Annotated in this window: 16 protein-coding genes; 5 read left to right on the top strand and 11 right to left on the bottom strand. The window is 71.0% G+C overall.

Annotated features, from left to right (window positions below; all coding sequences use genetic code 11):
• Positions 1–235 precede the first annotated feature (235 nt).
• From ligA to ACZ7L4_RS35065, 4 genes are read right to left on the bottom strand one after another with little or no spacing between them, the layout of a single operon-like run.
• Positions 236–2,437: an NAD-dependent DNA ligase LigA gene (gene ligA, locus ACZ7L4_RS35080; RefSeq protein WP_472108929.1), complete on the bottom strand. Its 2,202-nt coding sequence runs from the start codon at positions 2,435–2,437 to the stop codon at positions 236–238.
• A gap of 32 nt (positions 2,438–2,469) precedes the next feature.
• Positions 2,470–3,489: a methionine synthase gene (locus ACZ7L4_RS35075; protein WP_472108927.1), complete on the bottom strand. Its 1,020-nt coding sequence runs from the start codon at positions 3,487–3,489 to the stop codon at positions 2,470–2,472.
• Between the two features lie 42 nt (positions 3,490–3,531).
• Positions 3,532–4,221, bottom strand: a complete 690-nt coding sequence (locus ACZ7L4_RS35070) for an SDR family oxidoreductase (protein WP_472108925.1) — start codon at positions 4,219–4,221, stop codon at positions 3,532–3,534.
• A gap of 16 nt (positions 4,222–4,237) precedes the next feature.
• On the bottom strand, positions 4,238–4,783 hold the full coding sequence (locus ACZ7L4_RS35065) for an LOG family protein (RefSeq protein ID WP_472108923.1): 546 nt from the start codon (positions 4,781–4,783) through the stop codon (positions 4,238–4,240).
• Between the two features lie 84 nt (positions 4,784–4,867).
• Between ACZ7L4_RS35065 and ACZ7L4_RS35060 the strand changes: the two genes are divergently transcribed.
• The gene (locus tag ACZ7L4_RS35060; RefSeq protein WP_472108921.1) at positions 4,868–5,197 is read left to right on the top strand and encodes a DUF427 domain-containing protein; all 330 of its coding nucleotides are present in this window, start codon (positions 4,868–4,870) and stop codon (positions 5,195–5,197) included.
• A 57-nt stretch (positions 5,198–5,254) separates the two neighbouring features.
• Entirely contained in the window at positions 5,255–5,692 is a 438-nt protein-coding gene (locus tag ACZ7L4_RS35055) for a hypothetical protein (protein ID WP_472108919.1), read from the top strand.
• Positions 5,693–5,705: 13 nt separating this feature from the next.
• Here ACZ7L4_RS35055 and mnmA read toward each other — a convergent pair whose 3' ends face one another.
• On the bottom strand, positions 5,706–6,842 hold the full coding sequence (mnmA, locus tag ACZ7L4_RS35050) for a tRNA 2-thiouridine(34) synthase MnmA (RefSeq protein ID WP_472108918.1): 1,137 nt from the start codon (positions 6,840–6,842) through the stop codon (positions 5,706–5,708).
• Positions 6,843–6,926: 84 nt separating this feature from the next.
• Between mnmA and ACZ7L4_RS35045 the strand changes: the two genes are divergently transcribed.
• A complete protein-coding gene (locus ACZ7L4_RS35045; RefSeq protein WP_472108917.1) occupies positions 6,927–7,622 on the top strand; it encodes an N-acetylmuramoyl-L-alanine amidase in 696 nt (231 codons plus the stop codon).
• A gap of 7 nt (positions 7,623–7,629) precedes the next feature.
• Here ACZ7L4_RS35045 and ACZ7L4_RS35040 read toward each other — a convergent pair whose 3' ends face one another.
• Genes ACZ7L4_RS35040 through ACZ7L4_RS35030 form a run of 3 tightly spaced genes read right to left on the bottom strand, consistent with a single transcriptional unit; the run spans position 7,630 to position 9,332 of the window.
• On the bottom strand, positions 7,630–8,799 hold the full coding sequence (locus ACZ7L4_RS35040) for a cysteine desulfurase family protein (protein ID WP_472108915.1): 1,170 nt from the start codon (positions 8,797–8,799) through the stop codon (positions 7,630–7,632).
• 42 nt (positions 8,800–8,841) lie between these two features.
• Positions 8,842–9,135, bottom strand: coding sequence for a hypothetical protein (locus tag ACZ7L4_RS35035; RefSeq protein ID WP_472108913.1), 294 nt, complete (start codon positions 9,133–9,135; stop codon positions 8,842–8,844).
• Between the two features lie 35 nt (positions 9,136–9,170).
• A complete protein-coding gene (locus ACZ7L4_RS35030) occupies positions 9,171–9,332 on the bottom strand; it encodes a hypothetical protein (RefSeq protein ID WP_266714344.1) in 162 nt (53 codons plus the stop codon).
• Positions 9,333–9,433: 101 nt separating this feature from the next.
• Here ACZ7L4_RS35030 and ACZ7L4_RS35025 point away from each other — a divergent pair, with 101 nt between their 5' ends.
• A complete protein-coding gene (locus ACZ7L4_RS35025) occupies positions 9,434–10,057 on the top strand; it encodes a TetR family transcriptional regulator (protein ID WP_472108912.1) in 624 nt (207 codons plus the stop codon).
• Positions 10,058–10,075: 18 nt separating this feature from the next.
• Positions 10,076–10,924: an alpha/beta fold hydrolase gene (locus ACZ7L4_RS35020; RefSeq protein WP_472108910.1), complete on the top strand. Its 849-nt coding sequence runs from the start codon at positions 10,076–10,078 to the stop codon at positions 10,922–10,924.
• A 6-nt stretch (positions 10,925–10,930) separates the two neighbouring features.
• Here the strand turns inward: ACZ7L4_RS35020 and ACZ7L4_RS35015 are convergent, their stop codons facing one another.
• The 3 genes from ACZ7L4_RS35015 to ACZ7L4_RS35005 form a co-directional block, all read right to left on the bottom strand.
• Positions 10,931–11,806 (bottom strand): thioesterase family protein, encoded by an 876-nt coding sequence (locus ACZ7L4_RS35015; protein ID WP_472108908.1) that lies wholly within the window; start codon positions 11,804–11,806, stop codon positions 10,931–10,933.
• A 61-nt stretch (positions 11,807–11,867) separates the two neighbouring features.
• The gene (locus tag ACZ7L4_RS35010) at positions 11,868–12,539 is read right to left on the bottom strand and encodes a trimeric intracellular cation channel family protein (RefSeq protein ID WP_472108907.1); all 672 of its coding nucleotides are present in this window, start codon (positions 12,537–12,539) and stop codon (positions 11,868–11,870) included.
• Positions 12,540–12,585: 46 nt separating this feature from the next.
• The gene (locus ACZ7L4_RS35005) at positions 12,586–13,983 is read right to left on the bottom strand and encodes a M1 family metallopeptidase (RefSeq protein ID WP_472108906.1); all 1,398 of its coding nucleotides are present in this window, start codon (positions 13,981–13,983) and stop codon (positions 12,586–12,588) included.
• Positions 13,984–14,046: the final 63 nt, after the last annotated feature.

The following is a 14,046-nucleotide window of genomic DNA, read 5'->3' as shown; positions in this document are numbered from 1 at the left end:
GTTCCATTCCCGTCCCTCTCACTGCCGGCGGTGCCTGCGTCCGCTGCCCGCTCTCCTCGTACCCAGCGGGCGAGGATTCGCCCCATCCGCAGCAGGACTCGGCAGGCGCACACCTCAACAGTAGGCCGCAGAAGGCTTCCACGGGCACCAGACGGACGCGCCCGGGCACGGTTGCCCGAATGACCCCGGCGTTCCGCCTGCGTCTGATATGCGCCGATCGAGTGACCCGCCGCCGCTACTCGGCGGTCTCCTGCTCGGCGGGAAGCGCCACTTCAGCGGCGGCCTCGGGCCCCTGTTCCAGCAGCACGGCGAACCCGTCCTCGTCCAGAACCGGAACCTTGACCTGCATGGCCTTGTCGTACTTGGAGCCGGGGTTGTCGCCCACGACCACGAAGGACGTCTTCTTGGAAACGGAACCCGTCACCTTGGCGCCTCTGGTCTGCAGGGCCTCTTTTGCGCCATCCCGCGTGAAGTTCTGCAGTGTCCCGGTGACCACGACCGTGAGTCCTTCGAGGGGGCGAGGTCCCTCGTCCTCTCCCGCCCCTTCCTCTTCCATCCTCACACCGGCCTCACGCCACTTCCGCAGAATCTCCCGATGCCAGTCCTCGGCGAACCACTGCTTCACGGAGGCGGCGATGATTCCGCCCACTCCGTCCGTGGCGGCGAGCTCCTCCTCGGTGGCCTGGTCGATGCGGTCGATGGAGCGGAACTCGCGGGCGAGCGCCTCGGCGGCGACCGGGCCGACGTGACGGATCGACAGGCCGTTGATGACCCGGGCCAGCGGGCGGCTCTTGGCGGCCTCGATGTGCTCCAGCATCGAGACGGCGTTCTTGCGCGGCTCCCCCGCCTTGGTGGCGAAGATGTCCGCGATCTTCTCCTCGCCGGTCTTCGGATCGCGCTTGGGCAGTCCGCTGTCCTGGTCGAGGACGTACGCCTTGATGGGCAGGAGCTGGTCCATCGTGAGGCTGAACAGGTCACCCTCGTCCGTGAGCGGCGGCTGCTCCGGCTCCAGCGGCCCGGTGAGCGCGGCGGCCGCGACGTACCCGAAGTTCTCGATGTCCAGGCTCTGGCGGCCGCCCAGGTAGAACAGGCGCTCGCGCAACTGGGCCGGGCACGTGCGGGCGTTGGGGCAGCGGAGGTCGATGTCGCCCTCCTTCATGGCCCGCAGCGGGGTGCCGCACTCGGGGCACTCGGCGGGCATCACGAACTCGTACTCGCTGCCGTCCCGCAGATCGGCGACCGGGCCGAGGATCTCGGGGATGACGTCACCGGCCTTGCGGATGACGACCGTGTCCCCGATGAACACGCCCTTCTTCTTGACGATCTCCTGGTTGTGCAGCGTCGCGAACTCGACCTCGGAGCCCGCGACGGTGACCGGCTCCACCTGCGCGTACGGCGTGACGCGGCCCGTGCGGCCCACGCCCACGCGGATGTTGAGCAGCTTGGTGTTGACCTCCTCGGGCGGGAACTTCCAGGCGATGGCCCAGCGCGGGGCGCGCGCCGTGGAGCCGAGGCGGCCCTGGAGCGGGATCTCGTCGAGCTTGATGACGGCGCCGTCGATCTCGTGGTCCACGGAGTGGCGGTTCTCTCCGTAGTACGCGATGAACTTCCGGACGCCGTCGAGGTCGTCGACCACCTTGCTGTACTTCGTGGTGGGCAGGCCCCACTCGCGCAGCAGGGCGTACGCCTCGGAGAGACGGTCGATGTCGAAGCCCTCGCGGGCGCCGATGCCGTGCACCACCATGTGCAGCGGGCGCGTCGCGGTGACGCGCGGGTCCTTCTGGCGCAGCGAACCCGCCGCCGCGTTGCGCGGGTTGGCGAAGGGCTTGTCGCCGGCCTCGACCAGCCGCGCGTTCAGCTCCTCGAACTTGTCCATCGGGAAGAAGACCTCGCCGCGGATCTCGACGAGCGGCGGGATGTTGTCGCCCTTGAGGCGGTTCGGGATCTCCGTGATCGTGCGGACGTTGGACGTGATGTCCTCGCCGACCCGGCCGTCCCCACGCGTGGCCGCGCGCGTGAGCCGGCCGTCCTCGTACGTCAGGTTGACCGCGAGGCCGTCGATCTTCAGCTCGCACAGGAAGTGGTAGCCCGGCGCGCCCACGTCCTTGGCGACGCGGTCGGCCCAGGCCGCCAACTCCTCGTCGTCGAAGGCGTTGTCGAGCGACAGCATGCGCTCGCGGTGCTCCACGGACGTGAACACCGTCTCGTACTGGCCCGCGACCTTCTGGGTCGGCGAGTCCGGAGTGCGCAGCTCGGGGTGGGCCTCCTCCAGCGCCTCCAGGGAGCGCAGGAGCTTGTCGAACTCGGCGTCGGAAACGACCGGAGCGTCGTTCACGTAGTACCGGAAGCGGTGCTCCTCGATCTGCTCGGCCAGCCGGGCATGCTCGTCCCGCGCCTCGGCGGGCACCGTGCCCTCGCTCTGCAGTGCGTCAGCCACCGTCTCGTCCTCCCGTTCGCCTTCGTCCACGGTCACTCAGGGTTGTCCGCGAGTGATCTCGCCGCCCGGACGCAGTGGGCGAGCGCCGCGCGGGCGTACGCGGGCGACGCACCCGCGAGTCCGCACGACGGCGTGAGCACCACCGAGTCCGCGAGGGAACCCGGATTCAGCCCCAGCCTGCGCCACAGCGTCCTGACACCCATGACGCTACCGGCAGGGTCTGACAATGGGCCGTCCACGCCCGGCACGACACCGGCGACGAGTCGCAGACCGGCCTCGACGGACTCCCCGAGCACCTCGTCGTCACGCTCGGTGAGCAGCGAGAAGTCGAAGGAGACCGCGTCGGCGCCGGCCCGGCGCAGGAGGGCGAACGGCACGTCGGGGGCGCACGAGTGGACGAGCCGCGGCCCGTCGTCGAGCACGCCCATGACGTCCCGCAGCGCGCTCTCGACGATCTGGCGGTCGACGGCGCGGTGCGTGCGGTACTCGCTGGCGGTCTTGATCCGTCCGCGCAGCACGGCGATGAGGGAGGGCTCGTCGAGCTGGAGCATCACCTGGGCGCCGGGCACCCGGCGGCGTACATCCGCGATGTGTGTGCGCAGGCCCTCGGCGAGGGACGCGGCGAGGTCGCGGCAGGCGCCGAGGTCGGAGAGCGCGGCCTCCCCGTTCCTCAACTCCAGTGCGGCGGCGAGGGTCCACGGCCCGACGGCCTGGACCTTGAGCGGGCCCTCGTACCCCTGCGTGAACTCCTCGAGCGCGTCGAGGTCCTCGCCGAGCCAGGACCTGGCGCGCTTGGTGTCCCGGCCGGGCCGGTCGCCGATCCGCCAGCCGCTGGGCTCTACGCGCGCGTAGAGGTCGACCAGCATCCCGGCGGTGCGGCCGATCATGTCGGCGCCGGGCCCGCGCGCGGGCAGCTCGGCGAGGAACGGCATCCCCTGCTCGGGCCCCTCGAAGCTGCCGGTCACGGTCTTGGCGGCCTCACGGGCATCACCACCGGGCATCGAACCGACGCCCGTGGCCGGCCCCCACCTGAAGTCGCTCTTTTCATCCACCCAGGAAGGGTACGTAACGCCGGCCGCCGGGCGGGCGGCACGTCAGCGGCCGGGTCGCACCGTCAGGTCGTTGACCTCGGCGTCGCGCGGGAGGTCGAGGGCCATGAGGATCGTCGTGGCGACGGACTCGGGGTCGATCCAGCGCGAGGGGTCGTACTCCTTGCCCTCCTGCTGGTGCACCTTGGCCTGCATGGCGCTCGCGGTGCGGCCCGGGTAGACGGACGTGACGCGCACGCCGTTGCCGTGCTCCTCCTCGCGCAGCGCGTCCGCGAGGCCCTTCAGGCCGTGCTTGGAGGCGCCGTACGCGGACCAGCCCGCGTGGGCGTTCAGGCCGGAGCCCGAGTTCACGAAGACCACGTGCCCCTGGGCGACGCGGAGTTGGGGCAGGAAGTGGCGGGTCAGCTCAGCCGGGGCGATGAGGTTCACGTTGAGCTGGTTGCGCCACGACTTCGGGGTGAGCTCCCCGACCTTGCCCAGGTCGACGACGCCGGCGATGTGCAGCAGCGAGTCGATCCGGTCGGGCAGCGTCTGGTGCGAGAAGGCCCAGGACAGCTTGTCCGGGTCGGAGAGGTCGCCGACGAGCGTCCGGGCGCCGGGGTACTCGGCGGCAAGCTCCTTGGCGCGGCCCGCGTCGCGCGCGTGGAGGAAGATTTCGTCGCCGCGCTCGTGCAGGCGGCGGGCGACGGCGGCGCCGATTCCGGAACCGGCGCCGGTGATCACATGTGTAGCCATGCCCGCCATGCTCGCACTACTCGATGCCGCGCGACTCCTCGAGGTAAGCCAGGGCGCCGACCGGCTCCTCGGCAAAGAAGACGAGGTCAGTGAGGGGGATCGGGAGAAAGCCCTCGTCCTCCATGCGCCGGAACTGTTCCTTCAGGCCGTCGTAGAAGCCCTCGGAGTTGAGCAGCACGATCGGCTTGTCGGTCTTGCCGTGCTTCTTCAGCTCCAGGATCTCGGTGGCCTCGTCGAGCGTGCCGGTGCCGCCCACCATGATCACGACGGCGTCGGACTTCTCCAGGAGCAGCGCCTTGCGCTCCGCGAGGTCCTTGGCGATCACCATCTCGTCGGGCGCGGTGACCGCGCGCGCCTTGGCAGCGAGGAAGTCCACGGACACCCCGGTGAGCCGCCCGCCGGACTCTGCGACGCCGTCGGCGACGACCTTCATGAGGCCGCTCTCCGAGCCGCCCCACACGAGCGTGTGCCCGCCCTTGCCGATCAGTTCGGCGAATTCGCGGGCGGGGCGGGTGTAGCGCTCGTCGAGGTCGGCGGCGGAGAGGAAGACGCAGATGTTCATGCCCTCTACCGTACGGGCCGCCACTGACGGCGATCCGCGGCCGTCCCCGGGAAGAACCCGCCCGCTGTGAGCGCTGACACACGTATGACTCAAGGACACACGATCACCGTCGAGCAGGGCTCGCAGCGCGTGCGGGTCGTCCACGAAGGGCAGGTGCTCGCGGAGAGCTCGCGCCCGCTGGTGCTGAAGGAGACCGGCTGTCCGGTGCGGTACTACCTGCCTCCGGAGGACGTGCGCACCGAGCTGTTGACGGCATCCGACACGACGACGCACTGCCCCTTCAAGGGGGACGCCTCCTACTGGTCGCTGCCCGGCGCGCGGGACCTGGTGTGGGCGTACCCGGAGCCGAAGGCCGAGGTGGCCGCGATCAAGGACCACCTGTGCTTCTACGAGACGCAGGTCGACGCCGCGTAACCACGCGCGCGTGGTCGAATGAGGAGGTACACGGCGCACGGCGGAGGGTGAGGCGACATGACTCACGGAGACGGACAGCAGAACGTTCCGACGGGAGGGTTCGGCGGTCCCCCGCCGCCGTTCGCTCCGGCCCCGCCGCCGCACCCTCCGGTGGCCCCGCCGCCGCCCTCGCACGCGCCCACGCCGCCCGCTCCCCCGGCGGGGCCACCGGCAGGGCCCGCCGGACCGGAGTTCGTGGCCGCCGACCAGCACAACGGCATGGTCCTGGACGTGGACGGGCTGCACTTCGAGCAGGGGCCGCACGCCATCGACCTGCCCTGGTCGCACGTCCGCACGGCCAATTTCCAGCCGATGCCGTCCGGGGTGTTCGTCACGGCCGCGATGTCGGACGGCGCCGTCTACACCTGCCAGGTGCAGGCCCGGAAGAAGGCGCAGGCGTCCGAGTGGTGCGGGCAGCTGGGTGCCGTACTGCAGTACTACTTGCAGGGCCGCTAGAGCCCGGGCCGGCTCAGACCGCCGCGGTGGCCCGCTCCGTCGTCGCGATGGTCGCCGAGCCCACCACGCGCGTGCCGTCGTACAGCACGATCGCCTGGCCGGGGGCGACGCCGCGGACGGCCTCCGTGAAGCGGACCCGCAGCTCGTCGTCCACCAGCTCCGCCGACACCTCGGTCTCGCCGCCGTGCGCGCGCAGTTGGGCCGTGTACGTGCCGGGGCCCGTCGGCGCGGCGCCGCACCAGCGGGGCTTGATGGCGGTGAGCGCCGTGACGTCGAGGGCCTCGAGCGGGCCCACCGTCACCGTGTTGTCCACCGGGGAGATGTCCAGGACGTAGCGCGGCTTGCCGTCGGCGGCCGGCCTGCCGATGCGCAGGCCCTTGCGCTGGCCGATCGTGTAGCCGAAGGCGCCCTCGTGCGTGCCGAGCTTGGCACCCGACTCGTCGACGATGTCGCCCTCCGCCTTGCCGAGGCGGTTCGCGAGGAAGCCCTGGGTGTCGCCGTCGGCGATGAAGCAGATGTCGTGGGAGTCGGGCTTCTTGGCGACCGCCAGGTCGCGGCGCTCGGCCTCCGCGCGGATCTCTTCCTTCGTCGTCTCCGTGTCGCCCAGCGGGAACATCGCGTGGGCGAGCTGGCGGTCGTCCAGGACGCCGAGGACGTAGCTCTGGTCCTTGGCCATGTCGGCGGCGCGGTGCAGCTCGCGCTCGCCCCTCTCGTTGACGATCACCTGCGCGTAGTGGCCCGTGCAGACCGCGTCGAAACCGAGGGCGAGGGCCTTGTCGAGGAGCGCGGCGAACTTGATCTTCTCGTTGCAGCGCAGGCACGGGTTCGGCGTGCGGCCCGCCTCGTACTCCGCGACGAAGTCCTCGACGACGTCCTCGCGGAAGCGCTCGGCGAGGTCCCAGACGTAGAACGGGATGCCGATGACGTCGGCCGCGCGGCGCGCGTCGCGGGAGTCCTCGATGGTGCAGCAGCCGCGGGCGCCGGTGCGGAACGATTGCGGGTTCGCCGAGAGCGCGAGATGCACGCCGGTCACGTCGTGGCCCGCTTCGGCGGCGCGGGCCGCGGCGACGGCGGAGTCGACGCCTCCCGACATGGCGGCGAGGACGCGGAGGGGGCGGTCGGCGGGGAGCATCGAGGTCTGCGAAGTCATAGCACTAACAGGGTACGGGCCCGCGGGAACCGAATCGTTCGGATATCCGTTGTGGATCTCGTACGGGACGGACGGGGGCGTCGGATGGCGAGCAAGAAGGCCGGTTCGGGGAAGGGCCGGGGCGGGGACGGTGATCGCGGGATCAGCCGCAGGACCCTGATCATCGGCGGAGCCGCTTCGGCGGTGGGCGTCGGGCTGCTCGCGCGCGGCGATCTCGCCCGCATGTGGTGGCAGATGCCGGGGGTCGACAAGCCGCGCAAGGCCGGCGCGGTGGACTTCAAGGGCGCGGAGTGGGTGGCCGCGGCGGCGGCGAACTGGCGGCGGGCGGACCGCCCCGCGGACTACACCGTCGACCGGGTCATCATTCACGTCACCCAGGGCAGCTACCAGGGCACTTTGAAGGTCTTCAAGGACCCGTGGCACGGAGCGGCGGCGCACTACGTGGTCCGGCAGGACGGGCACATCGCGCAGATGATCCGGGAGCTGGACGTCGCGTTCCACGCGGGGAACCGGGACTACAACGAACGCAGTGTCGGCATCGAGCACGAGGGCTTCGTGGACCGGCCCGAGGACTTCACGGACGCGATGTACGAGGCGTCCGCGCGGCTCACCGCCCGGATCTGCAGGCGTTACGACATACCGGTCGACCGGGAGCACATCATCGGGCACGTCGAGGTGCCGGGCACCGACCACACCGACCCGGGGCCGCACTGGGACTGGGACCGGTACATACGCCTGGTGAAGACGGCGTACGAGCGGGACGGCTCGGCGAAGGCGTAACAGCGCCCTACGTGAGCCCCGCCGACCTCGCGCGCTCCACCACCGGCCCGATCGCCGTCGCCACCGCCTCCACGTCGGCCTTCGTCGTGGTGTGGCCGAGGGAGAAGCGGAGCGTGCCGCGCGCCAGGTCCGGCTCGGTGCCGGTGGCGAGCAGTACGTGGCTCGGCTGGGCGACGCCGGCGGTGCAGGCCGAGCCCGTGGAGCACTCGATGCCCTGCGCGTCCAGGAGCAGGAGCAGCGAGTCGCCCTCGCAGCCGGGGAAGGTGAAGTGGGCGTTGGCGGGCAGCCGGCCGCCCGGCTCCGGGTCGCCGCCGAGGATCGCCTCGGGGACGGCGGTGCGCACGGCGGTGACCAGGGCGTCCCGGAGCGCGCCGATCTCCCGGGCGAACCACTCGCGCCGCTCGGTCGCGATCCGGCCCGCCGTGGCGAAGGACGCGATCGCGGGGACGTCGAGCGTGCCGGAGCGGACGTGCCGCTCCTGCCCGCCACCGTGCAGCACGGGGACGGGGGTGTACTCACGACCGAGCAGGAGGGCGCCGATGCCGTAGGGGCCGCCGACCTTGTGGCCCGACACCGTCATCGCGGCGAGCCCGGAGGCGGCGAAGTCGACCGGGAGCTGCCCGTAGGCCTGCACCGCGTCGGCGTGCAGCGGGACGTCGAACTCGCCCGCCACGTCGGCCAGTTCACGCACCGGCTGGATCGTGCCGATCTCGTTGTTGGCCCACATCACAGTGGCGAGCGCGACGTCGTCGGGGTTGCGTGAGATCGCTTCGCGCAGCGCTTCGGCGTGCACGCGCCCGTACGCGTCGACGGGCAGGTACTCCACGGTCGCGCCCTCGTGCTCGGCGAGCCAGTGCACGGCGTCGAGCACGGCGTGGTGCTCGACGGGGCTGGAGAGGACCCGGGTGCGGGCCGGGTCCGCGGCGCGGCGCGCCCAGTACAGGCCCTTGACGGCGAGGTTGTCGGCCTCGGTGCCGCCCGAGGTGAACACGACCTCGCTGGGCCGGGCACCGAGCGACTCGGCGAGGGTCTCGCGGGACTCCTCGACGGTGCGCCGGGCGCGGCGTCCCGCGGCGTGCAGGGACGAGGCGTTGCCGGTGACGGCGAGCTGGGCGGTCAGCACCTCGACCGCCTCCGGGAGCATCGGAGTGGTCGCGGCGTGGTCGAGGTAAGCCATGGTGGGCTCGATTCTACGAGCCCACGTGTGCGCGTTTGACGGTCAGCCCGTGATGCTCCAGGACATCGTGCCGTCGGCGGCGATCAGGGCGCCGAGCACGACGAGGTCGGCGAGGCCGAGACCGAGCCCGAGGAAGGCGCGGCCGCGTCGCTCGGTGCCGCGCCACAGGGCGACGGACGCGAGGATGATCGAGACGGGGCCGAGGAAGACGTTCATGACGAGCAGCCCGACCAGGCCGAGGACGAACGAGGCGACGGCCATGCCGTCGGCGTCCCGTCGTCCGGTGGGACGGGCCTGGGGCCGGGACGTCGTCTGCGGTTCTGCGGTGAGTTGCACGGTGATACCCCCTGAATGCGTGAACTGCTGACGGTTCAGTGCTGGTGCCGGCGGCGCGCGTGGCGCTCGCGGACGGCGAAGACGGCCAGCCAGACACCGATGACGGCGGCCGCGACGAGCGTGACGGGAAGCGGGGCGTGGGCCACGGTGCCGAGCGCGAAGCCCAGCAGCAGGAGGGCCGCTACGAGGAACAGCATGGAAGCCTCTCGAAAAGTTGGGTTACAACTGTTCACTGACTATGGAGTCTAGCTCGCGTCACGACTTCCCCATTACAGAGAACAGTTGTTAACTGGATGACATGAGTCACACCCTCGGCGCCCGTCAGGCGCAGAAACAGAAGACCCGACAGGCGCTCCTGGACGCGGCGTTGGGACTGCTGGAGGACCAGAGCCTCAGCAGCCTCGGCCTGCGCGAGGTGACGCGCGCCGTGGGCGTGACCCCGACCGCCTTCTACCGGCACTTCGACAGCACGGCCGACCTCGGAGTGGCCCTGGTCGAGGAGGCGCTCGGCAGCCTGCACGCGGTGATCCGCGACGCGCTGACGGCGACGTGGGACAGCGACGAGCGGATCACGCGCACCGTCGAGCTGATCACCCGCCATGTGCACGCGTACCCCGCGCACGTCCGCTTCATCGCGCGCGAGCGGCACGGCGGCGTACAGCGCGTCCGGGAGGCGATCGGCGAGCAGCTCGGACAGTTCGCCGACGAGGTGCGGGAGGCGCTCGGGCGCGATCCCGGCGCGGCGGGCTGGAGCGAGGAGGATCTGAGAATGCTGGCGAATCTGTACGTGGATCACATGCTGGTGACGGCATCGCTGCTGCTCACGACGCCTGCCGAGGAGTTCGAGCAGGTCGCGGACCGGGCCGAGCGGCAGCTGCGGCTCGTCAGCATCGGCCGAAAGCACTGGCTCGACGCGTCATGACCAACTAGCGTTACGGTCATGACAGCAGCCGACTGGAACCTCGACCGAAGCTTCTCCAGCTCGTCCGGCGAGATCCGCTGGACGTCACTCGGGCCGGCCGACGCGCCGCCCGTCGTCCTCGTCCACGGCACGCCGTTCTCCTCGTACGTCTGGCGGCAGCCGGCCCGCGCGCTCGCGCGTCAACACCGGGTCCACGTATGGGATCTGCCGGGCTACGGCGACTCCGAGACGCGCGCCGGGCAGGACCTCTCGCTCGACACCCAGGCCCGCGTCCTGACGGAGCTGCTCGACCACTGGGGCCTGACCGGCGAGGGGCGCGGGCCCGCCGTCGTGGGCCACGACTTCGGCGGCTGCGTCGCGCTGCGCGCACACCTGGTGCACGGGGCCGCGTACGAACGCCTCGCCCTGGTCGACCCGGTGGCGATCCGGCCGTGGGGCTCCCCCACGTACCGGCTGCTCGCCGAGCACGCCGACGTGTTCCGGCAGTTGCCGCCCGATCTGCACGAGGCGCTCGTGCACCGCTACATCGCCTCCGGCAGCCACCACGGGCTGCACCCCGAGACGCACGCGCGCGTGGTCGCGCCCTGGCTGACCCGGGCCGGCAAGGACTCCTTCTACCGGCAGATCGAGCAGAACCCGCTGTGGGCGGCCACCGACGACATCCAGGGCCGCTACGGGGAGTTGGACCTGCCCGTCCTGGTCGCCTGGGGCGCCGAGGACAGCTGGATCCCGGTCGAGCGGGCACACGAGCTGGCCAAGCTGATCCCCGGCGCCGAGCTGCGGATCATCGAGGGCGCCGGGCATCTCGTCCAGGAGGACGCGCCCGCGGAACTCGCCGCCGTACTGGGCGAGTTCCTGCGCGCATAGGTTCGCTCAGCCGAGGCGTACGCGCGCGAGCTGGCGGGACTGGGCCACCAGGCGGTCCTTCGCGTCCCAGATCTCGGCGTCCTCCTCCAGGAAACCGCCGGCCAGGTTCCGCGTCGTGATCGCGACGCGGACGGGTCCTGGGGCCGGGCGGCAGCGCACGTGGACGGTCAGCTCGACCGTCGGCACCCAGCCCTTGAGGCCCATCTCGAAGGCGGTCGGCGGCAGCGCGTCCACCGCGAGCAGCAGCGACAGCGGGTCCATGTCGCGGCCGTCGGCGAGGCCGAACCAGGCGCGCATCTCACCCTTGCCGGACGGCGCGCCGAGCGCCCAGCCCAGCGTCGCCGGGTCGAGCTTCAGGTGCAGCCGGTCGGAGATCGCGGAGCTGCCGGGCACGGGCGGCGCGCCCTCGGGGGCGTCGCCCGCGCCGAAGCACTGGTCGATGGCGGGCAGCACGGGTGGCTCGGCGCTCGTGCGCACGTCGTCGGGGAGCGTGTCCAGATCGCCGTACGACGCGATGACCCGGATCCGCTCGACCTCGCTGCCGTCCTCCGCGTACTGGAACAGGGAGGCCTGGCCCGTGGAGAGGGTGCGGCCGGTGCGGGCCACATCGGTCCTGATCACGGCGGGGCCCGGCGCGGACGCGGTCAGGTAGTGCGCCGAGATCGTGAACGGGTCGTCGTGCGGCAGGGCGTCCGCGAGGGCGCGGCCGAGCACGGCGAGGAGGTAGCCGCCGTTGAGGGCGTTGATGATCGTCCAGCCCGCGGAGAGGTCGATGTCGTAGACCCCGGGCTCGCCCGCGCGCCGCGTGACGGCGGTGTCGCGGTCGAACTCGCTGTCACCGATGGTCGCCGGGCGACTCTGCGTGGATACTGCGTCTGCCATACCCGGAAACGTACAACAGGAAATTACTAAGCGGTAGCTTTCACCGACCCCCGGTCCGGGGCTACGGCGTCTCCTCCGTCACTTCCACCCCGGCCGACCTGCGGTTCCAGGCGCGCGGCGCCCGCCAGTGGTAGCGCATCGCGAGCAGCCGCAGCACGAACGCGGTGAGGACCGCGAGGGCGCTGGTGAGGCCGTCCAGGGCGTCGAGGTGGATGCACAGGACGACGATCCCGGCGCCGACCATCGCGGGCACCGCGTACAGATCGCGGTCCCAGCGCACCAGCGAGGGCACCTCGTTGGCGATGATGTCGCGCAGCACACCGCCGCCGACCGCCGTGGCGAGGCCGAGCGCGGCGGACGCGGTGAGGCCGAGACCGTAGTCGTACGCCTTCGTCGTGCCCGTGACGCAGAACAGGCCGAGGCCCGCCGCGTCGAAGACGTTCACCGCGGTCTGGGTGCGCTCGACCTCCGGGTGCAGGAAGAAGACGAGCGCGGCGGCGATCAGCGGCGTGACGAAATAGCCGAGGTCGGTGAAGGCGGCCGGCGGCACGGCGCCGATGACCAGGTCGCGGAACACCCCTCCGCCCAGCGCGGTGACCTCCGCGAGCGCGGCGATCCCGAAGACGTCCCAGTTCTTGCGGACGGCCATCAGGGCGCCGGAGATCGCGAAGACGAAGATCCCGATGAGGTCGAGCCAATGCTGGACGGAGGGACTGAACAGTTCCTGAAGCACGCGACATTCTTACCTGTCGCGACCGCCTGTCGCGTGCGCGGGCGAGCTACAGACTCGGCTTGCCCGTCGTGAAGAGCCACGTGTCGAACAGGTCGTCGAGCTGCTGCCCGGAGACCCGCTCGGCGAGGGCGATGAAGTCGTCCGTGTCGGCGTTTCCGTAGCTGTGCAGCCGCGTCCACTGCGGCAGCAGCTTGAAGAACGCCTTGTCGCCGATGCGCTCGCGCAGCATCTGGAGCGTCATCGCGCCGCGCTGGTAGACGGCGGAGGCGAACATCGTGTCGCGCTGCGGGTCGCCGACCTTCACCTGCCAGAACGTGGAGTTCGCGGGGCGGGAGTTGTACCCGGCGAGGAAGGAGTCGTGGGCGGAGGCGCCGCCCTTGTGCTCGGTCCACAGCCACTGGGCGTACGTGGCGAAGCCCTCGTTGAGCCAGATGTTCTTCCACTGCTCGACGGAGACCGAGTCGCCGAACCACTGGTGGGCCAGCTCGTGCACGATCGTCGACTCGGAGCGGACGGCCGAGTAGATGGGCTTGGACTGGGTCTCCAGGGAGAACCCGGCCTGCGGCATGTCGTCGACGATCGCACCCGTCTCCTCGAACGGGTACGGGCCGAAGACCTGCGACCAGTAGTCGGTGGCCTCGGCGGTCACGGCGTAGACGTCGACGTTGTTGCTGTTGGCGAGGACGGGGTCGATGGCCACGTAGACGGGGATGCCGCCGGCCGTCTTTCCGGTCTTCACGTCGAACTTGCCGATGGTGGCGGTCGCGAGATACGTCGCCATGGGCTTGGTCTCGCGCCAGTGGTGGACGGTCCGCTTGCCCTTGTCGGTGTCGTACGTGTCGACAAGCCGGCCGTTCGACACGCCGGTCAGGCCCTTCGGAGCCTTGATCTTGATGTCGTACGTGGCCTTGTCCGACGGGTGGTCGCTGGACGGGAACCAGGTGGAGGCGGCGTTCGGCTCGCACGCGACGAAGACGCCGTCGTCCGTCTTCATCCAGCCGTAGTCGGAGCCGAAGACGATGGGGCCGCTGAGGGGTTCGGGCACACCGCCGTACGTGACGGTCGTGGTGAAGGTGTTGCCCTTGCGGATCGAGGTGCGCGGGGTGATGCGCAGCTCGTCGCCGCTGCGCGTGAAGTCGGCGCGTCTGCCGTTCACTTCGACCTTGGTGACGGTCAGCTTCTGCAGGTCGAGGTCGAAGGCGGAGAGGTTCTGGGTGGCGCGCGCGGTGAGGGTCGTGCGGCCGTCGAGGCGGTCGGTGTCGGGGTTGTAGTCGACGTCGAGGGCGTAGTGCCGGGCGTCGTAGCCGCCGTTGCCGAGCTGCGGGAAGTACGGGTCGCCGACGCCGTCGGAGCCGGGGGTGGGGGCGGGGGCGGCGGCGATCAGACAGAAGGAGGCGGCGGCGACGGTGAGCGCGGCCAGTCGTGCCGAACGGGATAGTGCCATGGGGCGTCCCTTCGAGCGGGTTCCGGTGTAACGGACAGCGGAATGCTGCCGCTCGGGGGGTAT

This window comes from Streptomyces sp. NPDC107575, assembly GCF_055657265.1.
The sequence above is the reverse complement of the archived record's forward strand: the minus strand, read 5'-3'. Positions and strand labels throughout refer to the sequence as shown.

What these genes read in the sequence shown, in the direction of transcription:
- ACZ7L4_RS35070 (WP_472108925.1), bottom strand. Translation starts at nt 4,221, where the DNA reads ATGGCTACACATGTGATCACCGGCGCCGGTTCCGGAATCGGCGCCGCC.
- ACZ7L4_RS35065 (WP_472108923.1), bottom strand. Translation starts at nt 4,783, where the DNA reads ATGAACATCTGCGTCTTCCTCTCCGCCGCCGACCTCGACGAGCGCTAC.
- ACZ7L4_RS35060 (WP_472108921.1), top strand. Translation starts at nt 4,868, where the DNA reads ATGACTCAAGGACACACGATCACCGTCGAGCAGGGCTCGCAGCGCGTG.
- ACZ7L4_RS35055 (WP_472108919.1), top strand. Translation starts at nt 5,255, where the DNA reads ATGACTCACGGAGACGGACAGCAGAACGTTCCGACGGGAGGGTTCGGC.
- mnmA (WP_472108918.1), bottom strand. Translation starts at nt 6,842, where the DNA reads ATGACTTCGCAGACCTCGATGCTCCCCGCCGACCGCCCCCTCCGCGTC.
- ACZ7L4_RS35045 (WP_472108917.1), top strand. Translation starts at nt 6,927, where the DNA reads ATGGCGAGCAAGAAGGCCGGTTCGGGGAAGGGCCGGGGCGGGGACGGT.
- ACZ7L4_RS35040 (WP_472108915.1), bottom strand. Translation starts at nt 8,799, where the DNA reads ATGGCTTACCTCGACCACGCCGCGACCACTCCGATGCTCCCGGAGGCG.
- ACZ7L4_RS35030 (WP_266714344.1), bottom strand. Translation starts at nt 9,332, where the DNA reads ATGCTGTTCCTCGTAGCGGCCCTCCTGCTGCTGGGCTTCGCGCTCGGC.
- ACZ7L4_RS35025 (WP_472108912.1), top strand. Translation starts at nt 9,434, where the DNA reads ATGAGTCACACCCTCGGCGCCCGTCAGGCGCAGAAACAGAAGACCCGA.
- ACZ7L4_RS35020 (WP_472108910.1), top strand. Translation starts at nt 10,076, where the DNA reads ATGACAGCAGCCGACTGGAACCTCGACCGAAGCTTCTCCAGCTCGTCC.
- ACZ7L4_RS35015 (WP_472108908.1), bottom strand. Translation starts at nt 11,806, where the DNA reads ATGGCAGACGCAGTATCCACGCAGAGTCGCCCGGCGACCATCGGTGAC.
- ACZ7L4_RS35005 (WP_472108906.1), bottom strand. Translation starts at nt 13,983, where the DNA reads ATGGCACTATCCCGTTCGGCACGACTGGCCGCGCTCACCGTCGCCGCC.